Annotated in this window: 19 protein-coding genes and 1 tRNA gene; 13 read left to right on the plus strand and 7 right to left on the minus strand. The window is 30.8% G+C overall.

All coding sequences use genetic code 11. The features are described from left to right. Window positions 1-108: 108 nt before the first annotated feature. Complete coding sequence (locus ACW9UN_RS03765) at window positions 109-1,503, minus strand: trypsin-like peptidase domain-containing protein (protein ID WP_459483999.1); 1,395 nt, start codon at window positions 1,501-1,503, stop codon at window positions 109-111. 129 nt (window positions 1,504-1,632) lie between these two features. On the opposite strand from ACW9UN_RS03765, the gene dapF reads away from it, so the two are divergent. The 12 genes from dapF to ACW9UN_RS03825 all read left to right on the plus strand — a co-directional run bounded on the left by dapF (window position 1,633) and on the right by ACW9UN_RS03825 (window position 17,634). After that, the gene (dapF, locus tag ACW9UN_RS03770; RefSeq protein WP_459484001.1) at window positions 1,633-2,403 is read left to right on the plus strand and encodes a diaminopimelate epimerase; all 771 of its coding nucleotides are present in this window, start codon (window positions 1,633-1,635) and stop codon (window positions 2,401-2,403) included. Between the two features lie 137 nt (window positions 2,404-2,540). Further along, window positions 2,541-4,481 (plus strand): threonine--tRNA ligase, encoded by a 1,941-nt coding sequence (thrS, locus tag ACW9UN_RS03775; RefSeq protein ID WP_459484003.1) that lies wholly within the window; start codon window positions 2,541-2,543, stop codon window positions 4,479-4,481. A 94-nt stretch (window positions 4,482-4,575) separates the two neighbouring features. Next, on the plus strand, window positions 4,576-5,094 hold the full coding sequence (gene infC / locus ACW9UN_RS03780; RefSeq protein ID WP_459484039.1) for a translation initiation factor IF-3: 519 nt from the start codon (window positions 4,576-4,578) through the stop codon (window positions 5,092-5,094). A gap of 93 nt (window positions 5,095-5,187) precedes the next feature. Then, window positions 5,188-5,385, plus strand: a complete 198-nt coding sequence (rpmI, locus tag ACW9UN_RS03785; protein WP_459484005.1) for a 50S ribosomal protein L35 — start codon at window positions 5,188-5,190, stop codon at window positions 5,383-5,385. Window positions 5,386-5,528: 143 nt separating this feature from the next. Further along, the gene (gene rplT, locus ACW9UN_RS03790; protein WP_068355457.1) at window positions 5,529-5,873 is read left to right on the plus strand and encodes a 50S ribosomal protein L20; all 345 of its coding nucleotides are present in this window, start codon (window positions 5,529-5,531) and stop codon (window positions 5,871-5,873) included. Between the two features lie 318 nt (window positions 5,874-6,191). Beyond that, entirely contained in the window at window positions 6,192-6,779 is a 588-nt protein-coding gene (locus tag ACW9UN_RS03795) for a hypothetical protein (protein WP_459484007.1), read from the plus strand. Window positions 6,780-6,986: 207 nt separating this feature from the next. Continuing rightward, window positions 6,987-8,198: a glycogen synthase gene (glgA, locus tag ACW9UN_RS03800; RefSeq protein WP_459484010.1), complete on the plus strand. Its 1,212-nt coding sequence runs from the start codon at window positions 6,987-6,989 to the stop codon at window positions 8,196-8,198. Then, complete coding sequence (locus ACW9UN_RS03805) at window positions 8,195-9,460, plus strand: glucose-1-phosphate adenylyltransferase (RefSeq protein ID WP_459484011.1); 1,266 nt, start codon at window positions 8,195-8,197, stop codon at window positions 9,458-9,460. Before glgA ends, ACW9UN_RS03805 begins: the two co-directional genes overlap by 4 nt. A gap of 33 nt (window positions 9,461-9,493) precedes the next feature. Continuing rightward, complete coding sequence (locus ACW9UN_RS03810; protein ID WP_459484013.1) at window positions 9,494-11,431, plus strand: alpha-1,4-glucan--maltose-1-phosphate maltosyltransferase; 1,938 nt, start codon at window positions 9,494-9,496, stop codon at window positions 11,429-11,431. Window positions 11,432-11,433: 2 nt separating this feature from the next. Then, the gene (locus ACW9UN_RS03815) at window positions 11,434-13,062 is read left to right on the plus strand and encodes a trehalose synthase (RefSeq protein ID WP_459484014.1); all 1,629 of its coding nucleotides are present in this window, start codon (window positions 11,434-11,436) and stop codon (window positions 13,060-13,062) included. A gap of 4 nt (window positions 13,063-13,066) precedes the next feature. Further along, window positions 13,067-14,974 (plus strand): 1,4-alpha-glucan branching protein GlgB, encoded by a 1,908-nt coding sequence (gene glgB, locus ACW9UN_RS03820; protein ID WP_459484016.1) that lies wholly within the window; start codon window positions 13,067-13,069, stop codon window positions 14,972-14,974. A 254-nt stretch (window positions 14,975-15,228) separates the two neighbouring features. After that, window positions 15,229-17,634 (plus strand): glycoside hydrolase family 31 protein, encoded by a 2,406-nt coding sequence (locus ACW9UN_RS03825; protein WP_459484019.1) that lies wholly within the window; start codon window positions 15,229-15,231, stop codon window positions 17,632-17,634. Between the two features lie 527 nt (window positions 17,635-18,161). Here the strand turns inward: ACW9UN_RS03825 and ACW9UN_RS03830 are convergent. The 6 genes from ACW9UN_RS03830 to ACW9UN_RS03855 form a co-directional block, all read right to left on the minus strand. Further along, window positions 18,162-20,249: a peptidylprolyl isomerase gene (locus ACW9UN_RS03830; protein WP_459484021.1), complete on the minus strand. Its 2,088-nt coding sequence runs from the start codon at window positions 20,247-20,249 to the stop codon at window positions 18,162-18,164. A gap of 122 nt (window positions 20,250-20,371) precedes the next feature. After that, window positions 20,372-21,637 (minus strand): hemolysin family protein, encoded by a 1,266-nt coding sequence (locus tag ACW9UN_RS03835; protein WP_459484023.1) that lies wholly within the window; start codon window positions 21,635-21,637, stop codon window positions 20,372-20,374. A 221-nt stretch (window positions 21,638-21,858) separates the two neighbouring features. Then, entirely contained in the window at window positions 21,859-22,425 is a 567-nt protein-coding gene (lptC, locus tag ACW9UN_RS03840; protein WP_459484026.1) for an LPS export ABC transporter periplasmic protein LptC, read from the minus strand. A gap of 3 nt (window positions 22,426-22,428) precedes the next feature. Beyond that, entirely contained in the window at window positions 22,429-23,784 is a 1,356-nt protein-coding gene (locus tag ACW9UN_RS03845; RefSeq protein ID WP_459484028.1) for a tetratricopeptide repeat protein, read from the minus strand. 16 nt (window positions 23,785-23,800) lie between these two features. Then, window positions 23,801-25,093, minus strand: coding sequence for a BamG family beta-barrel-assembly machinery protein (gene bamG, locus ACW9UN_RS03850; protein WP_459484029.1), 1,293 nt, complete (start codon window positions 25,091-25,093; stop codon window positions 23,801-23,803). Beyond that, on the minus strand, window positions 25,090-25,818 hold the full coding sequence (locus ACW9UN_RS03855; protein WP_459484031.1) for a type III pantothenate kinase: 729 nt from the start codon (window positions 25,816-25,818) through the stop codon (window positions 25,090-25,092). The genes bamG and ACW9UN_RS03855 overlap by 4 nt, the downstream gene beginning before the upstream one ends. 99 nt (window positions 25,819-25,917) lie before the next feature. Between ACW9UN_RS03855 and ACW9UN_RS03860 the strand changes: the two genes are divergently transcribed. Beyond that, a tRNA-Phe gene (locus ACW9UN_RS03860) sits at window positions 25,918-25,990 on the plus strand. Window positions 25,991-26,191 lie beyond the last annotated feature (201 nt).

A 26,191-nucleotide genomic window follows, 5' to 3' on the forward strand; every position in this document is an offset into this window, starting at 1 on the left:
CAAAAGTATTTCTTTTTTTGAGAATACGAAATCGATTTCGTTAAAAATTTTAACCAAAAAAAATCCTGATATTTCTATCAGGATTTCATACGTAGGATGTTATCTTTTTTATTTTAGCGCATATCTTTCGATTTCACCTTCTAAATTAATCACCTCTAAAAACAAAGGTCTTCCACTTCCAAAATCGCTATCATCAATCATACTTTTAGCTTCAGCTGCAGATAATACTGGCTTTTTATTAACTTGCGTAATAATATAACCTTCTTCAACACCATAATAACTTAAACTTCTGTTAGCATTTTCAATAATTTTTGCGCCACCTTTTAAGTTATATTTCTTCTTTTCTTTTTCGGATAAATCTTTTAAAGAAACGCCTAAAACTCTCGAAATAAAAGTATCTCTTTTATTTAGAACTATTTTTTTGTTGATCAATTCGCCATCTCTTTCAATAAGCACATCTACATAATCACCAGGTCTTTTCGCTGTTAATTGTCCTTTTAACTCAGAGAATTTAGAAATTTTAACGTTGTTTATTTTTTTGATGATATCCCCTTTTTTCAGTTGTGCATTATTCGCACTTTCATCATAATAAACTTCACCAATTTTTACACCCTCATCATCATATTCTCTATCTATACCCACACCTAAAATTGCCTCTTGTACAGCCCCAAACTCCAACAAATCATCTACAATTTTTTTAGCGATGTTAGAGGGTACTGCAAAAGAGTATCCAATAAAAGAACCTGTTTTAGATGTAATTGCAGTATTAATTCCAACCAATTCACCTCTAGTATTAACCAAGGCTCCACCACTGTTTCCTGGATTTACAGCTGCATCAGTTTGAATAAACGATTCAATATTTCTATTCCCTTCTAAATCTCTACCTTTTGCGCTTACAATACCTGCTGTAACTGTTGATGTTAAGTTATACGGATTACCTACTGCCAAAACCCACTCTCCTATTTTAATGGTATCTGAATTAGCAAAAGGCGTATATGGCAAATCTACCTCTGCATCAATTTTTAACAGCGCAATATCATTATTTTTATCAGTTCCAATAATTTCTGCCTCATACTTTTTCTTATTGTTTAAAGTAATTTCTATGGATGTTGCATTATTGATAACATGATTGTTAGTAACAATATAACCATCTGCAGAGATAATTACCCCACTACCTGTGCCAACTTGCTCAAACTGCCTTTCACCATTTCCACTACCAAAAATAATAGCAAAAGGATTGCTTTGCGTTCTGATTGAAGTGTTTTTAACGTGAACTACAGAATGTACTGTTCGTTCTGCTGCTAGTGTAAAATCTATAGAAGCCGCATCAACTGCAGTAGATTTTGTATCAAAAGTGGGCGTGTAATTTGTTTGTATAATTCCTGTAGTATCTGCTGCTTTATTATTTACCACAACAGTTTCATTAAAAAGCAATTTGTAGCCTCCTAAGGTAAGAGCACCACCTAAAATTGCCATTCCTACTAAACCAAAAAATTTCTTCATAATTCTAATTTTTATTTAATCAAATATACAATTTTAACATTTTTAAAAAATCTGTTTAACTTGGTTTTAACGGTTTTTAACCACGTTTTAACAGACCCTTTTTACCATACAAATCGTTACCTTTGTTGCATGAATTTAACGTTTTATAAATATCAAGGAACTGGAAACGATTTTGTGATGGTTGATAACAGAACAAAAATCTTTCCAAAAAGTAAAACTGACAAAATTTCAGAAATTTGTGACAGACATTTTGGTATTGGAGCAGACGGGTTGATTTTAATTGAAAATGATACAACCTTTGATTTTAAAATGATTTATTACAATGCAGATGGTAGCCAAACTTTCTGTGGTAATGGAGCAAGATGCGCAGTAGCTTTTGCAAAACAATTAGGTATTATTAAAGAAAAAACAAATTTTACTGCAGTTGACGGCCCTCATTTTGCTGAAATTAATAATGATATGGTTTCTTTACAAATGATAGATGTTGATGAAATAAAAGTGAATAAAAATTCTGTTTTCGCTTATACAGGCACTCAACATCATGTAGAATTGGTTAATGAATTAGAAAATTATCCTGTGTTTGTAAACGGGAAAAAAATTAGGAATAGTTATAATAGCCCTGGTGCTAATGTAAATTTTGTGCAACAAATTAATGAAAACACTTTTCGAGTACGCACCTACGAAAAAGGTGTGGAAGATGAAACCTTAGCATGTGGTACTGGAGTAACTGCTGTTGCCATTGCTATGCATAAAACTAAAAGAACAAAAAGCAACTCCGTATCTTTACCTGTTGAAGGTGGGTTTTTAGAAGTTTCGTTTACTGAAAACAAGGGTATTTATACCAATGTATTTTTGACTGGGCCTGCTGAATTTGTTTTTACAGGAAAAATTGCTTTATAAATTCTTTTAAATATCTTTACACAAACTTCAATCAGTTACAAAAAACTACCTAATACAATGTTTATTATTAATTGATTAAACCATTGTTTGAAATATTGTTTTTAATATCTTTGCAGGCTTAAAATAGTTCTCATTAAATGATAAAAATTACTTTACCAGATGGAAGTGTTAAGGAGTTTGCTTCAAATAGTACTCCTATTGATGTTGCTAAAAGCATCAGCGAGGGTTTAGCCAGAAACGTTATTTCTGCAAGTTTTAACGGTACTACTGTTGAAACCAAAACCCCATTAACTACTGATGGATCTTTGGTTTTACATACATTTAATGATGTTGCTGGTAAAAAAGCGTTTTGGCATTCATCTGCCCATGTTTTAGCAGAAGCAATTTTAAGCTTTCACCCAAATGCAAAATTAACCATTGGTCCTGCTATAGATAATGGATTTTATTACGATTTAGATTTGGGTGATGAAACCATTTCTGAAAAAGATTTTGCAGCCATTGAAAAGAAGTTTTTAGAAATTGCTCGTGGAAAACACGAATTTAATATGCGTGAAGTTTCTAAAGCGGATGCTTTAACTAAATATAAAAACGAAAACAACCAATACAAAGTTGAGTTAATCGAAAACTTAACTGATGGAGATATTACCTTTTGTGATCATAGTAATTTTACAGATTTATGTAGAGGAGGCCACATCCCAAATACAGGAATCATAAAAGCTGTAAAAATTATGAATGTAGCTGGTGCATATTGGAGGGGTGATGAAAAAAACAATCAATTAACGCGTGTTTACGGCATTTCTTTTCCGAAGCAAAAAATGCTTAAAGAGTACCTAGAACTTTTAGAAGAAGCTAAAAAACGTGATCATAGAAAATTGGGTAAAGAATTAGAATTATTTACCTTTTCTCAAAAAGTTGGTGCTGGTTTACCTTTATGGTTGCCAAAAGGCGCAGCATTAAGAGCTCGCTTAGAAAATTTCTTAAAAGCTGCACAAAAAAAAGCGGGCTACGAAATGGTAATGACACCACATATTGGCCAAAAAGAACTCTATGTTACTTCTGGGCATTATGAAAAATATGGCGAAGACAGCTTCCAGCCTATAAAAACTCCGAAAATGGATGAAGAGTTTTTATTAAAACCAATGAACTGCCCACATCATTGCGAAGTTTACAACTTTAAACCTTATTCATACAAAGATTTACCAAAACGTTTTGCAGAATTTGGTACAGTGTATAGATATGAACAAAGTGGAGAATTGCATGGATTAACACGTGTTAGAGGTTTTACGCAAGATGATGCACATATTTTCTGTACACCAGAGCAATTAGATCAAGAATTTAAAAATGTTATCGATTTAGTTCTATATGTTTTTGGATCTTTAGGATTTGAAGATTTTACAGCACAAGTTTCTATAAGAGACAAGAATAATCCTGATAAATATATAGGTGATGTGGAAACTTGGGAAATTGCAGAAAATGCAATCATTTCTGCAGCACAAGATAAAGGTTTAGATTACGTTATTGAAGAAGGTGAAGCTGCTTTTTATGGCCCTAAGTTAGACTTTATGGTAAAGGATGCTTTAGGAAGAAGTTGGCAGTTAGGTACAATTCAAGTAGACTACAATTTACCAAAACGTTTTGATTTAAGTTACACAGGCTCAGATAACCAATCTCACAGACCAGTAATGATTCACAGAGCACCATTTGGCTCTATGGAACGATTTATTGCTGTTTTGTTAGAACATACAGGTGGTAACTTTCCACTTTGGTTAACTCCAGAGCAAGTTATTATACTGCCAATCAGTGAGAAATATCAAAAATATACAGAAAAAGTTTTAGAATCGTTAGAAAATTCCGAAATTCGCGCTTTGGTAGATAATAGAAGTGAGAAAACAGGACGAAAGATTCGTGATGCTGAGGTTAGTAAAATTCCATTTATGGTGATAGTTGGTGAAAAAGAAGAGCAAAATGGTACAGTTTCTGTTAGAAAACACGGAGAAGGAGATATTGGAACTTTTACTATTAATGAATTTAAATCTTTAATAAAAGCCGAAGAAAGTAAAACTTTACGAAAATTTTAATTATATTAGAGTTTAAGAAAAAACATTAAGTTAAATTTAAAAATCATAAGTCATAGCAATTAGAAGAAGTAGGTCTAGAAGACCATTAAGAGTAATCAAAGAAGATCAACACAGAATTAACGACAAAATAAAGTATGTTGATGAAGTTCGTGTAGTTGGCGATAACGTTGAGGTAGGTGTATATCCTTTAGCGAAAGCTAAACAGATGGCTAAAGAACAAGAGTTAGATTTGGTAGAAATTTCTCCAAAAGCGAAACCTCCTGTTTGTAAAATAATTGATTACAAGAAATTCTTGTATGAGCAGAAAAAACGAGAAAAAGCTTTAAAAGCAAAAGCCACTAAAGTTACTATCAAAGAAATTCGTTTTGGACCTCAAACCGATGAGCATGATTATGAATTCAAAAAGAAACATGCCATTAAGTTTTTACAAGACGGTGCTAAATTAAAAGCATTTGTATTCTTTAAAGGACGATCGATTATCTTTAAGGAACAGGGGCAAATTTTACTGTTAAAACTAGCTCAAGAACTAGAAGATTATGGTAAAGTTGAACAACTACCCAAACTAGAAGGTAAACGTATGATTATGTTTATAGCTCCGAAAAAAACGAAATAAAAAATTAAGATATTTTTTTAAAGAAGATAATAATTAATTAAAAAATACTGAACCACGTTCAGCATAACATAAGCAAGTTAAAACGAAGGAGAAATGCCTAAATTAAAAACAAAATCTAGTGCCAAAAAACGATTTAAAGTTACGGGTACTGGTAAATTAAAAAGAAAGCACGCGTTTAAAAGTCACATCTTAACAAAGAAGTCTAAAAAACGTAAATTAAAGTTAACTCACCACACTTTAGTACACAAGTCTGATGAAGCTAACATTAAACAACAATTAAACTTACAATAAGTTTAATAAGGGAATTTAATTATTAACCATGGAGTTAGGCAAAAAAAGAATTATGAATTATGAATTTTCAATTAAGAATTATTCAATTCGTAATTAGTCATTCGTAATTTTATAGTCGCCTACTACAAAAAACAATTTGAATTATGCCAAGATCAGTAAATTCAGTAGCTTCAAGAAATAGAAGAAAAAAAATCTTGAAGGCAGCAAAAGGTTACTTTGGACGTAGAAAAAACGTTTACACAGTAGCAAAAAATGCGGTTGAAAAAGGTATGCTATACGCATACAGAGACCGAAAAAACAATAAGAGAAACTTCCGTTCTTTATGGATTACGCGTATTAACGCAGCAGCTCGTTTAAACGGAATGTCTTACTCTCAGTTTATGGGTAAAGTTAAAGCTAATAATATCGAATTAAACCGTAAGGTTTTAGCAGATTTAGCAGTAAACAACCCAGAAGCTTTTAAGGCAGTTGTAGACAAAATAAAATAAATATTAATACTTGCTTATTTTTTAAAACCCAAACTTTTTGTTTGGGTTTTTTGTTAAATAATAATCCTAGGTTTTGTATAAGCTTAAAAAAGTTAAATCTACTTCTTATTACTACACTGCTCTAAATATCCCATCAAAACCTTTATTTCATCAAAATATAAAAAACCTCAACTGAAAATGAAATAAAGTAAAGCTTACAACCTCTAAATTGTTTAAAAATTCTTAATAAAAAAAGTTTTAAATAATTGTTTTTTAGTTGAAAACTAAATGTTTTCATTTGGGTTTTTTTCTTAAATTTACATTGCAAAATTTACAATAATGAAATTAAAATTTATATTTATTTTTTTTATATCCTTTAGTTTTTCTGTTCTAAGTCAAGAAACAGAAGATGTTAAGGAAGACACTTCTATTCAAGGTCAATTTGATGAGATTTATAGAATTTCCACCACTTACCAAGTTTACAAGGTTATTAGTAAAGATAAATATCAAATTTTAAAAAGAAATGTTTTAGACACTATAAAAAACCTAAAAACTCAAATCACTGAAAAAGAAAATTTATTAAAATCTGAAAGAGAGAAAGTAAAAAACACCAATGAACTACTTTCTAAAACTCAAGCAGATTTAGTAGCATCTAACAAAAAAGAAAACTCAATTTCTTTATTTGGCATTCAACTGAGTAAAATAAAATACAACTTGTTACTTTGGAGTATTATTGTCATATCACTTTTATTGCTCTTCTATTTTATTTTTAAATTTTTTAGAAGTAATGTACTCACCAAAGAAGCAAAAAATAATTTATTAGATGTTGAGCAAGAATTTGAACAACACAGAAAAAAATCATTAGAAAGAGAACAAAAATTAAGAAGACAACTACAAGACGAAATTAATAAATCAAGAAATAGTTAATTTTTATGTATTGGCAGTTAATATATTCACTACATATTTTCAATATGAGTGATAATTTTATAAAAAACATTTAGATGTAAGTTTATTATTATCAGTTTCATAAATTTTATACTTAAAAAATAAATAATCTTTCTTTTTTATAATTTTAATAGGATTTTCTTATCTTTTAGTTTTTAAAAAAACAAGTAATCTAAACTTTAAAATTTTATGAAGGCCCTTTTTTATACTAGAGAATTCCCACCTTATGTTTATGGTGGTGCAGGAGTTCATGTAGAATATCTAGCAGACGAATTATCTAAATTAATTGATATAGATGTGCGTTGTTTTGGAGACCAAGATTCAAAACAACGAAATTTAACTGTTAAAGGCTTTCCTTACGAGAATCCTGTTTTTAATAATGCAGATGATAAATTAAAAGCAGTATTTAAAACCTTAAGCACAGGACTTCATATGAATGCTGATGCTATAGATGCTGATGTTGTACATTGCCATACTTGGTATGCACATTTTGCAGGTATTATTGCAAAATTATGCTATGGTATTCCTTTAGTAATCACAACCCACTCTTTAGAACCTTTAAGACCCTGGAAAAGAGAACAATTAGGCCGTGGTTATGATGCCTCTTCTTGGATTGAAAAAACCGCTATTGAAATGGCAGATGCTCTAATTGCAGTATCAGAAGAAACCAAAGAAGACGTTTTAAAACATTTTAATGTTGATCAAAATAAGGTGCAAGTTATTTACAATGGTATAAACCTTCAACAATATAATACCACTTCAGAAACAGATACTTTAGATGAGTATAGCATAGACAAAACCAAACCTTATGTACTTTTTGTAGGTAGAATAACAAGACAAAAAGGAATCATTCATTTGGTAAATGCAATAAAATATATAGATTCAGACACACAAATTGTACTTTGTGCAGGTGCTCCAGACACCGAAGATATTGGTTTAGAAATGGAAAAAGCCGTTGCCGAAGTTCAAAAAACACGTAAAAATGTTATTTGGATTGATAAAATGGTTACAAAAAAAGAGGTTATTCAGTTGTACTCTCATGCAGATGTATTTTGTTGCCCATCAATTTACGAACCTTTTGGCATTATAAACATAGAGGCTATGGCTTGTAACACTGCTGTGGTTGCCAGTGCTGTTGGCGGTATTAAAGAAGTTGTTGTAGATGGTGAAACAGGAATATTAGTACCTGTTGAACAGCAAAAAACAGCACCTTTTGAACCTGTTGATTCAGATAAATTTGCAAAAGATTTGGCAAACGGAGTAAACAAAATAGTTAACAATCCAGCATTAAAAAATAAGATGGCCCAAAATGGCCGTAAAAGAGTTGAAGAATATTTCGACTGGATTTCAATTGCAAAACAAACAAAAGAATTATACGAATCACTAATAAATCAAAAATGATAAATAACAAAGTACTAGGAATAATTTTAGGAGGAGGCCAAGGGTCTAGATTATACCCACTAACTAAAGACAGATCAAAACCTGCAGTACCTATTGCGGGTAAATATAGATTGGTAGATATTCCTATTTCTAATTGTATCAATTCCGATATTAAAAGAATGTATGTTTTAACGCAATTTAACTCTGCTTCTTTAAATGCACATATTAAAAATACATATCATTTTAGTTTTTTTAGTTCTGCTTTTGTTGATGTTTTGGCTGCAGAGCAAACCATACATAGTGATAAATGGTTTCAAGGAACAGCAGACGCTGTAAGGCAAAGTATGCACCATTTTTTGCAAAACGATTTTGAGTACGCATTAATACTTTCTGGCGATCAATTATATCAAATGGACTTTAACGATATGATTGATAAACATGAAAAAAGTGGTGCAGAAATATCTATTGCTACATATCCTGTTAACGCAAAAGATGCAACTTCTTTTGGGTTGTTAAAAACAAATGAAGATAATATTATTACTTCTTTTATCGAAAAACCTGGAGAAGATTTGTTAAAAGATTGGACCTCAGATGTTGGTGATGAAATGAGATCTCAAGGTAGAAACTATCTTGCTTCAATGGGTATTTATATTTTTAATAGAGATTTGTTGAAAAAGTTGATGGAAAATCCTGATACTAACGACTTTGGTGGAGAAATTATACCTCAAGCTATTGAGAATCACAAAACCCTAAGCTATCAATATGAAGGTTATTGGGAAGATATTGGTAATATAGATTCTTTCTTTGAAGCCAACTTAGGTTTAACAGATGATGTGCCACAATTTGATTTATACAACGAAAAAGGAATTTACACTAGAGCGCGTATTTTACCTACATCAAAAATATCTGGTTCTATTTTAAACAGAGCCGTTATTGGTGATGGTTGTATTATTCAGGCAGAAAAAATAGAAAGATCTGTTATTGGTATTCGTTCAAGAATTGGTAAAAACTCCTTAATATCCAACACCTATATGATGGGTAATGATTATTACGAAACTCTAGAAGAAGTAGCAAAAAACAATATAGATAATATGATGGGTATTGGAGATCGATGCTATATTCATAACTGTATCGTTGACAAAAACTGTAGAATTGGAGATGATGTAAGAATTAATGGAGGAAAACATATTAAAGATACAGAAACAGATACATATATGGTAAAAGATGGAATTGTTGTAATTAAAAAAGACGCAACAATACCTAATGGAATGAATATAGGATAAACATAATACACTAATTTTTCAAACAAAAAATCAATGCTAAACCAAAGTAGAATTGTTATAGAAAATGTTGCTCCACAGATAAATAATGGAACCGCTTTTATAAAAAGGGTTGTTAATGAAATAGTAAATGTAACAGCAGACGTTTTAGTGGACGGACATGATATTTTACAAGCCAGTTTATTATATAAACATAGTTCTGAAAAGCAATGGTCTGAAACTCGAATGCAACCTACTATTAATGATGAGTATAGAGCAAGTTTTACAACAACAAAACAAGGTTATTACGCTTATAAAATACAGGGTTGGGTAGATTATGCGCTTAACTGGCAACATGGTATTCACCGAAAAATTGATGACAATCAACATGTTAATTCCGAACTGTTAGAAGGAGCCGAACTGTTAGAAAAAAGTTTAGATAAAGTAAGCGAAGATGATAAAAATTATCTGCTTCATTTAATTTTTATATTTAAAAACTCAGAAACATATAATGAGGCCGTAAAAGAAGCTATTTCTGAAAGACTTACAAAAATACTAGTTGAAAATCCTGAAAAATTACTCACTCAAACAACAACAGAATTACAAGTTTATGTAGATAGAGAAAAAGCACGTTTTTCTACTTGGTACGAATTCTTTCCAAGATCAGCATCAGATGAAGAAGGGAAACATGGTACGTTTAAAGATTGTCATAGATTACTGCCTCGAGTGGCAAAAATGGGTTTTGATACATTGTACTTCCCTCCTATTCATCCTATTGGAGAAGTAAATCGAAAAGGAAAAAACAACACCACAGTTGCTCAAGATGGTGATGTGGGCTCAACTTGGGGTATTGGTTCACAATATGGTGGACATAAAGATATACATCCAGAATTAGGAACTTTAGACGACTTTAAACACTTAATAAATGAAGCAAAAAACTTAGGTATAGAAATAGCTATGGATTATGCTTTACAGGCTGCGCCAGATCATCCTTGGGTAAAAGATCATCCAGATTGGTTTAAATGGAGGCCAGATGGTACTGTACAATACGCAGAAAATCCACCAAAAAAATACCAAGATATTTTACCAATTTACTGGGAAAGTAAAGATTACAAAAACCTTTGGAAAGAGTGTTTAGACACCTTACTGTATTGGATTGATTGTGGTATTCGAGTTTTTAGGGTAGATAACCCACATACAAAACCTTACTATTTTTGGGGTTGGGTTATAGAAGAAGTAAAAAAACAACATCCTGATGTTTTGTTTTTAGCAGAAGCTTTTACAAAGCCTAAAGTAATGCAGCAATTAGCCAAACAAGGTTACACGCAAAGTTATACCTACTTTACATGGCGTATTTCGAAACATGAGTTAATAGAATACATGACAGAATTAACTCAAACAGAACAAAAAGAATACATGAGACCTAATTTTTGGCCAAATACGCCAGATATTAACCCTTATCACCTGCAAGGTGCTCCTGAAAGTATGTACATTTTACGCTATGCGTTAGCAGCTACCCTAAGTTCTAATATCGGTATTTATGGCCCTGTTTTTGAACAAAGAATAGACGCTCCTATTGCTGGTAAAGAAGAATATTACATGTCCGAAAAGTTTCAACTCTGCAATTATGATTGGTTCAAAGAAAATAAACTTACTACATTAATTTCTAAAATAAATACCATTAGAAAAGAAAACGAATCGTATCAACAAACAAACAATATTAAATTTTTAGAAACACAAAACAATCAGCTCATTGCTTTCTATAAATGGAATCAAGATCGAACTAACGAAACACTAACCGTTATTAGCTTAGACGCCTATAATTCGCAATCTGGTTCAGTACAATTACCTTTACAAGACCTTGGTATAAACCATGGCCACAAAGTAGAAGTTCTTGATTTAGTAACCAGAAATTCTTACGATTGGTATAACGAATGGAATTATGTAGAATTGCATGCTACATTACCATTACACATCTTTAAAATCAATAAATAAATATGAGCTTAAACCAAAACATCAATTCTAAGTCTTCTCTTTTTTCATCACCAAAAAAATGGGAAGAAATCTTAGAAGATAAAAATTTTATAGAAAAGTTTTTATCTGATGTTTTAGAAGATTATATTTTAAAACAACGTTGGTATGGAGGTAAATCTAGTCACTTAAAATATATAGAATTAAGTGAATATTTTAGAATTCAACATAAAAACGAAGTGTATTTTGGCTTAATTTTAGAAGTAAATTTTGTAGAAGCTTTTTACCATCATTACTTTTTACCCATAGCCTTTGTTAGCGACGAAGCCTTTGCTAAAGAAAGCAAAATTTTACCATTAAAACTCAAAAATCAAGAAGGTTTTATCATAGATGCTATGCATTTAGAATCATTTAGAAAAGTAGTTTACGAAAGAATTTGTACAGCATTGCCTGTAGACAAAACACCTGTTCAATATCATAAAACAGAAAACTTTTCTTTTCCAGAATACACCTCTTCAAGGTTTTTAGGAGCAGAACAAAGCAACACCTCTATTGTTTATAATGATATTTTTATAGTTAAATTTTTTAGAAGAATTTATGCTGATAAAAATCCCGACTATGAAATGAGTCGTTTTTTATCAGACAAAAAAGAATTTAAAAACACACCTCCTTATTTAGGAAGTATGAATATTATAGATTCTGAAAACACTAACATTACCATTGCTTTAATGCAAAAATTAGTGCCCAATAATGGCGATGCTTGGGATTATTTCCTAAAAGAAATTCATAAAATATATACAACTATAGAAAGTAAAAACATCAACCTTAAAGATTTACCTGATATAGAAATATTTAAAAGAAAAAAAATAATAGAATTGCCAGCGCAAATTGTAGATTGGGTAGGCTTAAATTTATTTGGTAAAGTTAAATTATTGGCACAAAGAACCGCTGAAATGCATATTGCCCTAGGCTCTGAGTTCGAAGAAACTGCGTTTACTCCTACTCGTTTTAATGGCGATTATACTGTTTGGTTAAAAAATAGATTAACCTATCAGTTTCAAAATAGATTGAATTTAACCGAAAATAACCTCCACAAATTAGAAGGATATTCTTTACAATTGGCAAAGTATTTTTTACATCATAAAAATGAAATTAGAAAACGATTGGTGAATTTTGATTGGACGAAACTAAAAGGAGAACGCATTCGAATTCATGGTGATTATCACTTAGGGCAAATTTTAGTACAAGATAACGATTTTTGCATTTTAGATTTCGAAGGTGAGCCAGAAAGCACCATTAGAGATCGTAAAGTAAAACAACCCCCTTTAAAAGATGTTGCAGGCTTATTCAGGTCATTTCACTACGCAATTTATTCTACCATTTTTAACAATCATAGTAGTTATTCTAAAACACTAGAAGAACTTTCTGAATATGGAGAACTACTCTACAAATATATGGTAGCTGTTTTTTTAGAAACCTACAGAGAAATTACACAAGAAGCCAATTTATCTATTGGCTATACAAACGAAAGAATTTATTTATTAAAATATTGCTTATTAGAAAAAGCAATTTACGAGTTAGGTTACGAGCTTAACTCAAGACCTAAATGGACAATTATTCCATTAAAAGGTATCGCAAATATTTTGAACTCATAAAACTATGGCACAAACTAAAGTACACAGTCTTTTTACAGATTTTGATATCAACCTATTTAAGGCAGGTAAGCATTATCGCTTATACGAAAAATTTGGTTCTCATATTATAAATGTTGATGGTGAACAAGGCACCTATTTCGCAGTTTGGGCACCCAGTGCTAAATCTGTTGCAGTAGTAGGCGATTTTAACTTTTGGTTAGAAGGAGAACATAAATTAAACGTTCGTTGGGATGGTAGTGGAATCTGGGAAGGTTTTATACCAAATGTTGGAAAAGGAAGTATTTACAAATACAAAATACAAAGTTCTAACAATAATATTATAACAGAAAAAGCAGATCCGTTTGCCAGAAGATGCGAGCATCCACCAAAAACAGCTTCTGTTGTTTGGAAAGATGATTACGAATGGCAAGACAAAAAATGGATGAAAAACAGAAAAAAGAACAATGCTTTAGATGCTCCTTTTTCTGTGTACGAAGTCCATTTAGGTTCTTGGAAAAAACAAATTGAAGAAAACCGATTTTTAAGTTATAGAGAATTAGCTGAAGAGTTGGTAGATTATGTAGCAGAAATGAATTTTACACATGTAGAATTTATGCCAATTATGGAATATCCTTACGAACCAAGTTGGGGCTATCAACTAACAGGATATTTTGCACCAACATCGCGTTTTGGTTATCCAGACGAGTTTAAATATTTGGTAGATAAATTTCACGAAAAAGGAATAGGTGTTTTGTTAGATTGGGTGCCATCGCACTTTCCTTCAGACGATCATGGCTTAGGTTTTTTTGACGGTTCACATCTATACGAACATCCAGATCGTAGAAAAGGATATCATCAAGATTGGAAAAGTTTAATTTTTAATTACGGTAGAAACGAAATCAAAGCCTTTTTAATTAGCAATGCTATTTTTTGGTTAGATCAATATCATGCAGACGGTTTACGAGTAGATGCTGTAGCTTCTATGTTATTTTTAGATTATTCTAGAAAAGATGGTCAATGGGAACCAAACATGTTTGGTGGTCGTGAATATTTAGAGGCTATCGACTTTATAAAAGATATGAATTCAGAAGTTTACGCATCGTTTCCAGATGTACAAACTATTGCAGAAGAATCAACTTCTTTTCCCAAAGTATCTAAACCTATTTACGATGGTGGTTTAGGTTTTGGAATGAAGTGGATGATGGGTTGGATGCATGATACTTTAACTTACTTTGCCAAAGAACCTATTTATAGAAAACACCATCAAAACGATTTAACTTTTAGCTTAAATTATGCCTTTACAGAAAACTTTATGTTACCACTTTCGCATGATGAAGTAGTTTATGGTAAAAAAGCTATTGTGAGTAAAATGCCTGGTGATGAATGGCAAAAATTTGGGAATTTAAGATTAATGTACGGCCTAATGTACACACACCCAGGAACCAAACTCTTATTTCAAGGTGGCGAATTTGGCCAAACAAGCGAATGGAATTTTCAAGGAAGTTTAGATTGGCATCTACTGCAATTTGATGTTCATAAAGGAGCCCAAGCCTTAGTTAAAGATTTAAATGCATTTTATAAAAAAGAAAAAGCACTATTTGAAAAACAATTTTCATACGAGGGCTTTGAGTGGATCGATCATGGAGATCATGAAAACTCGGTAATGTCTTATATTAGAAAAGGTAATTCAGAAAAAGATAATATCATTGTTGTTTTAAACTTAACACCAATTCCTAGAGAAAATTATAGAGTTGGTTTACCAAAAGCTGGCTCTTTAAAAGAAGTTTTTAATAGTGATGCTACAAAATACAATGGTACAGGAAACTATCAAAATAAAAATCTAAATTCAGATGCAAAAGTGTGGAATGGCAAACAAAACTCTATTGAGTTAAACCTACCACCATTAGCAATGGTTGCTTTTAAATTTAGATAACACCACTAACTTTTAAAGAACAATAAGAATTTAACAAAAACCAGTCTCTTTTTTTTGATACTTTATAAAAAAAACAAGAATTATTAAGACATTAAAAATTCTTTAAAAACAAGTGCTAATAAACTTATTTTTAAATAAATATGCAATATTTTTAGCACCAATTTAAACGAATTCGATATCGTAAAAAAAAGTAGTTTACATTTAAATTTACATGTAATTTTACGATTTTTATAAGCTTAACATAAACAACAACTATGATTGTTAATACAGAATTAGAACAGAAAGGAAATTTATTTCCATCAGAAATAATAGACTATAAAAAAGATGTAGATACGCTCTACTTCACAACAAAAAACAACGTTATTTTACAACTTACAGTTGTAAGAGATAGTGTACTTAGGTTTAGATATTCTACCACAGGAAAATTTGAAAATGACTTTTCTTACGGTGTTACCATTCATGCTTCTAGAGGCTACAACTTTTTAGACGTTTCTGAAGATGATACACACTACATTGTAACCACTTCTAAGTTAATTTGTAAGGTTGAAAAACTAAGTTTACAAATACGCTTATATGATGCCTTAGACATGGTTTTAATCAATGAAGATGAAATTGGGTTTCATTGGGAAGAAAGTTATGAATTTGGTGGAGATATCGTAAAAATGAGTAAAGTTTCTCAAAAAGCAGAAAGTTATTATGGCTTAGGAGACAAACCCGTAGATGTAAATTTAAAAGGAAAACGTTTCGAAAACTGGGTAACAGACTCGTACGCTTTTGGTAAAAATACAGATCCTATTTATAAGGCAATTCCTTTCTACACCTCTATTCATCATAATAAATCATACGGTATTTTCTTTGACAATACTTTTAAAACACATTTCGATTTTGCACAAGAACGTAGAAATGTAACTAGCTTTTGGGCACAAGGTGGCGAAATGAATTACTACTTTATTTACGGCCCACAAATGAGTGATGTTGTTGCAAACTATACAGATTTAACAGGAAAACCACACGCATTACCACCTCTATGGGCTTTAGGATTTCATCAATGTAAATGGAGTTACTACCCAGAAAGTAACGTAAAAGAAATCACCAAAACATTTAGAGATTTACAAATTCCTTGTGATGCTATTTATTTAGATATCGATTATATGGATGGTTTCCGTTGTTTTACTTGGGATAAAAATTATTTTCCTGATCCTAAAAGGATGGTAAAAGAACTGGAAGATGATGGATTTAAAACCGTTGTTATTATTGATCCAGGAATTAAAATTGATTTAGAATACGAAGTTTTTAAAGAAGCTTTAGATAAAGATTATTTTTGTAAACGTGCAGATGGCCCATATATGAAAGGTAAAGTTTGGCCTGGAGAGTGTTATTTTCCAGACTATACAAGACCCGAAGTTAGAGAGTGGTGGTCTGGTTTATTCCAAGAATTAATTGAAGACATTGGGGTTAAAGGTGTTTGGAATGATATGAATGAGCCAGCTGTTATGGATGTGCCAAACAAATCTTTTCCAGATGATGTGCGTCATGATTATGATGGCAACCATTGCTCTCATAGAAAAGCACACAATGTTTACGGAATGCAAATGGCACGTGCTACGTATCATGGATTAAAGAAATATTCGTATCCAAAACGTCCTTTTGTAATTACTAGAGCTGCGTACTCTGGTACACAAAGATATACTTCTACTTGGATGGGAGATAATGTGGCTACTTGGGAACATTTAGCAATTGCTAATAACCAAGCACAAAGAATGGCAATGTCTGGATTTTCTTTTGCAGGATCTGATATTGGTGGTTTTGCAGAACAACCTCAAGGAGAATTATTTGCAAGATGGATTCAATTGGGTGTTTTTCATGTGTTTTGCAGAGTACACTCTTCTGGAGATCATGGAGACCAAGAGCCTTGGGTATTTGGTGATGAAATTACAGATATTGTAAGAAAATTTGTAGAACTTAGGTATCAATTATTACCCTATCTATACACTGCTTTTTGGAATCATATAAACAATGCAACTCCTATTTTAAAATCTTTAGTACTGTTTGATCAAGAAGATCAACAAACGCATTATAGAAGTGATGAATTTGTATATGGAGAACATATTTTAGTTTGCCCTATTCAAGAGCCAAATTCTAAAGGAAGACGAATGTATATACCAAGAGGAAAATGGTATAATTTCTGGACTGACGAAGTAATTGACGGAGGTAAAGAAACTTGGGTAGATGCAGATTTAGACAGTATGCCTATTTTTATAAAAGAAGGTGCTGTTATTCCTAAATATCCTGTACAACAATATGTAGGAGAAAAAGATTTTAACGAAATTACTTTAGACGTTTACTACAAAAAAGGTAAAGAAAAATCTCAACTATATGATGATGCTCATGATGGGTATGATTATAAAAAAGGCAGGTATAGTTTACGTACTTTTAAGGTAACTGGTAAAAAGAAAGAATTTATTTTACAACAACATAAACAAGGTACCTTTGATGCTGCATATAAAAAGTTTAAAGTAGTTCTACACAATTTACCTTTTACCATTACAGCAGTTCAAATAGATAATGTAGAAATATCTATAGACAGTTTAGAAAACGTTGGTACACAAACTATTATATTAGACAAGGAATTTACAGAACTGCATTTACTCGGAGAATAACAATATTATAGCACCTCGTTTTAAATAAAAAGTAAGCCTCTTCTAAAAATTGAAGAGGCTTATTTTGCTTATATACTTAACGGGAAATTACCTATAGATTAATTAATACATTACGGTCTCTATTCTTTCTGATAAAATTATTTCGGCTATAATGGAGAAAACCAAAAATGATGTTTCTCAACTTCATTATTTACTTGCAAATGTACTTAATAACAAAAGCTATTTTGTTTTTTAATAATGTTTGAAATGACAATCAATTCATGTTTAAGAGACAAATCTATCTAAACTAAAAAAGAAGTAATTGACAAAACACCATATCATTTGTTTTATCAAATGCTAGTCGTTTCATTTGGTACAAATCATAAAAAAAAGCTGTCTGAAAAGCAGATTCCTATGCCATTTTTTTCGAAATTGAAAAATCTATACAATGATTATCGATACATAAGATTTTTGAATTACAGTCGAAATGACAAGTAATAATACTTTTCAGACAGCCTATTTATTAGGTATAATTTACAAATTATATTTTAGTTTGTATACATTACAGCTCTGTTATCTTCAATATCTGATGCTTTTTTAATAGCTTCATATATTTTATAGGTCTGTCTTTTTCTAGTATCCGTTATTCTTTTTCGGTTTGCATCATAATTAGGCAATGCAGTTGGTAATTCCTTTTGAGTTACTTTAAATGCATATACACCTCTATTTCCTACTACTGCATTATACACTTTATTTAACTCAGCATTATACATTGCACCTACAATTTTTGGCTCTACACCAACGCCAGATAAAGTTGGACTTTTTAATGTAATTTTGTTTGCAACTCTCATACTAGTATTGTTGTCTTTAGCTATTTTATCTAAATCATCTCCTTCTAGTTTCTCTTTTAGCAACTCTGCTTTCTTTTCTTTTATCAAAATAGGTCTTACTTTGCCTACTGCTTTTTCAACAGACATTAAACCCTTTTCAGCTACATCTGTTACGTAAGCAACAACGTGACTTCCTTCTAAGTCAAAACGCTTAAAACTACCAATTTTAGTATCTGTATTAAATGCCCAACTTACAATTTGTCTTTCTTTCCCTAAACTTGGTACATTTTCATCTAAAGCTTTTAAACCAACCGCAGGTAAAGCTTTGTAGTTATTTTCTTTTGCAACTTCAGAAAAATCATTTGATTTAGAAACAGCTAACGCAAACTCTTCTGCCTTTCTAAAAACATCATTTTCAGTTGCTTCAGATGGTACTATTTTTCTACCATAAGTGGCAAGTTTTAATACTTTTTGCTTATTTTTTTGGTCGTCTATTTTAATGATATGAAAACCAAATGGTGATTTTACAACACCCATATCTCCTTTTTTACCTTCAAAAACAAAATCTCTAAAAGCAGGTGTCATTCTAGTATAATTAAACCAATCTAAATCGCCTCCTTTTGCTCCAGAGCCTTTATCGGATGAAAATTCTTTAGCTAAATCGCTAAACTTGCTTCTACTTCTTTTTACAACATTATACAAACTATCGGCTAGTTGCTTTGCCTCATCTTCTGTTCTTGTAACGTCTGGAGCAGCTCTTTGAGCACCTACAAATGGCACTAAAATATGGCTTGCTCTTGCAGAATCTGGCATTTGAGTAACTGCTGTTATTTTAGAGAGTTTAAAAAAATCTTTATCCTTGTAAGGGCCAATTACATCTCCTTTATTTCCTTCAAAAATAGTGTTTGCAATAACTTGATTTAAATTACTTTTAAATTGAAAGTTTGTATTTAAATTAATATCTGAATCGTTTTCTGATAAAAATAGTTGATTATTTTCGGTACTTTTAAAATCTTCAATTAAAGTAGTAATATCATCTTTAATAGCAAGTTCATCTGCTGGGGTTGCTTTAATATCGAACTTAACGTAAGAAATATCTCTAGTAGCATCTACTTTAAATTCATCTGCATGTTCTTTAATATAAGCTTCTACTTCAGATTTTTTAAGTTGTACTAAACTGTCTGCAATTGATGTATAAGGTACATACACAAATTTAGCATCTAACTTTGTATTATCTATCATATACGCTAATTCTCCTTCTTTTAATGATGCTCCTAAACCAGCTGTAACTAAATTATTGTAAGTATCTCTTTCTGCATTATCTCTAATTTGGTTCATATAATTAGACCACTGAGACCATAATTGAGTACCATTTTCTTTTTCGTTTGCTAAAAACTGTTTGAATTTAGTTTCATCAAACAAACCAGCTTCATTTTGGTATTGAGGATTGTTTTGTACAAATTGTGCATTCACAATTTCATTCCAAACATCAGCTTCACCAATTGTAATACCAGCTTCTTCTAATTGATTTGAGTATATTTTTTTTCGTACAATATTATCCCAAACGGTTTTTGCAGCTTGCATTTCAGATACTCTACCTCCAGTTTGTTGTTTATATGATTCTAATTCGTTTGCAAATTCTTGTCTAGAAATAGCTTCACCATCTACTTCGCCAATTTCATTAACTTTGCTAGAATTAAAAAAATCTCCAAGTGTTGATGGGTCTAATACAAAAGCAAAAAGTGCCAATCCAATAATGATAATTAAGAACATTGAACGTTCTCTAATTTTAGATAATACTGCCATACTATATTAATTTAATTTCAGTGGGCGAATATACGATTTTTGGTTTTAATTCCGCAAACCATTTTATAGTTATTCGCTATTAATAAAGGGTTGATTTATAAGATTAACGAGTGATTAAAAAATTAATCTGTCTCTTTACAATTATTTAAAGAAACCTCAACAATTTTAGCTCCACTCATTTTAAGAATTTCTATTCGAAACCCCTCAATTTCAATCTGTTCTTTTTCTTCTGGTATATTTTCTGTGTGCTCTATAATAAACCCTCCTAGTGTTTCATATGCTTCAGATTTTGGTATTTCTAAATCGTACTCTTCATTTAAATAATCTACCTCTAATCTTGCAGAAAAATGAAACTCGGTATCTGTAATTTTTTGTTCTAAAAATTCTTGAGAGTCATGTTCATCTTCTATTTCGCCAAATAATTCTTCAACTATATCCTCTACAGTTATCATACCCGAAGTTCCCCCATATTCATCTACAACCACTGCTACACTTTTTCTTTTTTTCATTAGTGTATTTAGTATATCGTTAATCATCATAGATTCAGGCACAATTTCTACAGGTAGTAAAATCGATTTTATGGTTTTCGGTTTTTTGAATAACTCAAAAGCATTTACATACCCTAAAACATCATCTAAAGAGGTTTTGTATACTAAAATTTTAGACAAACCTGTTTCTATAAATGCATTTTTTAAATTGGTTACTTTATCGTGGATTTCTACCGAAATAATTTCAGTTCTAGGTACCATAATTTCTCTTGCTTTTACATTATGAAATTCTAAAGCATTTTGAAAAATTTGGATTTCAGAATCCATCTCATTATCATCACTACCTGTTTCTAATTGTTCGTTAATGTAATTTCCTAGCTCTTCTTTACTAAATTCGGTTTGTTGTTCTGCCTCATTCGTTTTAAAAAAAACACGAAGTAAAAAATCTGAAATTAGAGTGATAAATTCAGAAAAAAAATGAAAAATATAATAGAAAATATAGGCAGGAAAAGCAAACAATTTTATCACCTCGTTAGCGTAAACCCTAAATATTGCTTTTGGTAAAAATTCTGCTGTTACTAGAATAACAATTGTAGAAATAATGGTTTGTATAAGTAAGATTGAAAATTCGTTGTATACTGATTTGGGTATAAATCGAATTAAAAACTCGCCCATATAATAACTGTAAATAACCAAAGAAATATTATTACCCACTAACATGGTAGTAATAAATTTAGATGATTTTTGAGTGATTTTAGAAAGTATTTTAGGTATAAAACCTTCTCGCTTTTTTTCTAGCTCTATATGCATTTTGTTTGCAGAAACAAATGCAATTTCCATACCTGAAAAAAAAGCAGATAGTAGAATAGATAGAATGATAATAATGAGTTCAACCTCCATTAAAAGGGTAAATTAGTGCTTATTTTGCTCATTTCTTTTTTGAACTTTTTTTCTAAAATGTCTTTTAAAGAAAAATACTAAAGTAATAAAGATTGCAAAACCAAGAAAGAAATAAGATCTATTTCTATCTGAATTCCAACGCACTATACCTTCAACCAAACAAATAAACGCAACCATTAAATAGCCATACTGAAAAAATTTCCAAATTTTGTTCATATCAATCAATCTTCTTTTGTTTCTAGTTTCCCTGTAGTTTTTTTTGCCAAATGCTTCGTTAAATCGTCTTTAGATTCGAAACCAATACCATAAATAGTATCATTTTGTTTTGTAAGTTTAAATGCTTTTTCAGAGATAAAATACTTTGTCTTTTGATCCCAAAACAATTGGTCTGTTTCTAAAACGGATTGGTCTGTATGATTAACCACTACAACATTACCTTTAATTTCTGACACCGATGTTTTTTCATAAGATAATGCATAATTACCTGTAATAGTTACAGAATCTGTTCCTTTATTTTCGAAATTTACGATTTTAATTCCTGATGGAAACTCGTTATAAGGATGTTCTTTTCTATTCGTAAAATCTAACAGCAAAGGTGTGATTAATTTAGAAGTAATTCTCCCAGAATCTTTATACACATGAAATGCATTTTTAGATTTACCAATTGGTAAATTTTTATCCGCTAAGAAATCTCTTGCTTTTTGGGTGTTATTTGTACAAGAAAAAAGTACTACTGTTATAAAACAAACAGTAGCACTTCTTAATATTATTTTAAAATTTTGCTTCATGTGTTAGTCGCTAGTAGCAACTTTTACAGTTTCTCCAATCCAGCATTTAATTGTAAAAGAATCTCCTGCTTTAACACCTTCTGTAAAAATTACTTTTTTACTTGGTAAGTTAGCTTTATATGTTGCAATATATTTTCTAGCAACAGAAGATATACTTGGGTCTACAGATGATGCTCTTCTTGCTTGTCTTAAAGCTGCTGCATATACCATTCTTTTTTCGAACTCGTTAGAACCACAATTGTTGACACTAGACTGGTATAATCTACCAATAAATAAATAAGCTTTACCAAAATTTCTATTGAATTTTAACGCTTCTCTTGCCAAACTTCTAGCTTTAGACAACTGACCTCTTGCTTTTGCAGCTTCAGCAAACTTTAACTTGTATTTTGCTTTCTTTAAAGGATCTGTTTCTAAATCAAAAGATTTTTGTCTCATTGCAGCTGCACCACTAGCATCACCATTATCTTCTAAAACATTAGCATAAAATGCGTATGCTTCTGGTGATGGCTCTGCTTCTGCATAAGCTTTAGCTAAATCTGCGTATAAAGGATCTTCTTGACATCCTTTGTAAAACATTCTAGATACAGCTCTTTTTAACCAAGTTACATTGGTTTTATTTTTCTCAAAATCTCTTTTATATAATGGAATTAAATTTTCGCAGGTTGCTAAGTCGATTATCATTTTATCTAATCCACCTTCAATTTGACCTAATGCTTTTGAATTAATTCTATAAGCTCTTAGTCTTCTTTTTTCTTTAGCATCTAATACTTTTGTTGAGTCTTGGGTTAACTTATTGATTTTCTTCGTGTAATCGTCTAATTTTTCTCCAACAGATTCAATTACATCATCATAAGTATCAAAAACTTTTTGTGGCTCAGTACTTTTGTACTTATCTGTTACTCCTTGAAAATACTTATAAATATTCCTAACACTCATATCTTTAGGTGAAATTTTATAAGCCTTTTCTAAAATATTAAAAACCTCTGTATCAGATGCTAACTTATTTTTCATAAGATAAGTAGCATAATCACTATGTACTTTTGCTAGATTATTTTTTACATCATCATGGTTTGGAAAGTATTTGAACCTTTGTTCGTATACTTTTTTTGCCAGTACTGGATCTTTTTTTACATCTTGTGCAATATCTGCACCATATTTATAAATATTAACAGACAAGTCTTGGCAATTATCCATTAAATACACCCAATTCGTGTAAGCGTCTTCATATTTTTTTGATTTAAAATCTCCCTTAAAAAGGTTGTATTTAATCAAACACTCACGGTTTGCATCGTCTTGTGCGTTAGTTTTTGCAGTAATCAGGAGTACTGTTGCTGCTAGTAAAAACGTAATTTTCTTCATTTTGATAGTTTTTCTGTTAATCTATTTTTCTTTTGACGAACCATTTGTCTGACAAAGATAAACTTAATCTAAAATTAAAATAATTTTCCTCGATTAAATTGTTTTCTATGGTTCCTCTTTTACCAAATTCAAATCCTGTATTAATTGTAGACAAACCTTTTAGCGGTATTCCTAGACCAAAAGATATGCCAAAGTCTTTAATTTCTGTAAAATTAGAGTTATTTGTTACATTATTTACTAACAAACCTGTGTTTTCGTAACGAAAACCGGCTCTATACGTTATTCTATTCCAATAACTTGAAATAGAATTAATTTTCGGCAAATAAAAACCTCCTAAAGAGATTCTATTTGCTTTTCCAAGACTGTATGCTGTTGTATTGGCAAAAACACTTGTAGCTGATATAGCTTCTTTACTTTCATATTCTATCCCTGCATACCATTTATCTAATTGCCCAACACCTACACCAAAAGTAGTTTTTAAGGGCAAATTAAATTTCCCATCAATAGCAATTACCTTATCTCCATTTGAGTTGATAAGGGTATCTTTTACAGTTTCTGAACCACTAAAAGTATAGGTCAATTTTTCTCCATCAACATTCAAATCATTTCCTAATCTTGCTGTTGCTCCAGCTGTTAAAACTAATTTATCATTTAGTGGATATTCATACTGAGCCCCTAGTTTTACAGAACCTCCTCTTACCTCAGTTGATTCTCTGTACTTAGTAGCTAAAGACACATCTGCAATTTGATTTACAATGGAATTCTCTAAATTTCCAAAACTAAAATCTCCTTCAATACCCAAAGAAAGCCCTTTGAACACTTTTATACCAAAAGTTCCATAAAACCTGTTTACACCTCCACTACCTTCAAATATAGTAGCTTCTGAGAAAGTAACTCCATCACTTTCGTATTGAATATTAGACAATGAATAGCCAACTGAAGAAATTGGTTGCATACCAAAAGAAAAGCCAGCTTTATCGCCAATAGGGAAAGCTAGGGCTATATATGATAAGGTTGTAGAAGTACTACTTTGTTTTGTATCTGCAGTTTTAACAGTTAAATCGTTATTTAACAAACCTATAGAATAGGTACTATATCTTAAATTAGCATAAGCCGCAGGGTTTGTGAAATTAAGATATTTATAATGACTAAAAGCCACGCCTATACCTCCCATAGCACTTTGTTCTACTGTAGTTGTGCTAAATTCATCACCAATACCAAAAAAAGAATATGGAGAAGAACTTGTTCTTTGCCCCACAATAACAACAGACGTTAATAGTAAAATACTTACTACAATATTTTTAATCATTCGTTTTTGTTAAAAATCAATATTTTATTTAATCCTTCTAGGAGAAAATTTTGATTGGCAAATATGCTACTTTTTAATTGTTTTGACAAGAAATTTGCATCACCACCTGTTAAAACCACTGTTAAATCTAAATATTTTTCTTTATATTGATAAATAAACCCATCAATTTCATGAATTACACCATTTACAACCCCAGAATTTATACTTTCTTTTGTGCTATTTCCAATAAAATTATCGGGTATTTTTTTTTCTAATAAAGGTAATTTTGCTGTAAGCTGATGTAGCGATTTATATCTCATTTCTATTCCTGGAGAAATTGCACCTCCTAAGTATTCTTTTTGTTTGTTTATAAAATCGAAAGTAATACACGTACCTGCGTCAATAATTAAAATATTTTGTTTTGGGTATTTAATTATAGCACCAAAAACCAATGCAATTCGGTCTACACCTAATGTTTTTGGTGTGCTATATAAATTCTGAAATGGTGTTTTTATCGTAGATGAAACAAGTGTTAGCGGAACGATTTCTTCTATTTTTTTGATATCTTTTAGTGAGATTGATGCAACAGATGATATAATTGCATCAGTAATATGATATTTTTTTGAGATTTTTTTTACTTCGGATAAAATTCTTTTTTTATCAAAAATCTGCAACTCAACAATTATATCCTGCTCAAAAACAGCTACTTTTACTCTTGTATTTCCTACATCAATTATAAGATTCATTCTAACATTTTATATAATTTCAAAAATACAATACATTTTTTTACAATTTATATTAGGAGATATAAAAAAACATATTATATTTGCATCCGCTAAGGCAATGGTACCTTAGCTCAGTTGGTAGAGCAAAGGACTGAAAATCCTTGTGTCCCTGGTTCGATTCCTGGAGGTACCACTTAAAAACCCTGTAAACACACTGTTTATAGGGTTTTTTCTTTTTAGGCTGCTAAATTGGATGCAAATAAAAAATTAAGGATCAACGCCAAAAGTTGTGGGATTTTAAAATTAAGCATAAATATTTAGTCTAAAAAGGAAGAATTCTATATTTCTAACCCCTCTAAATTGTGCTCTAAAAGCTTTAATTTTAGCATTAAAA

Source organism: Polaribacter litoreus (assembly GCF_054584775.1).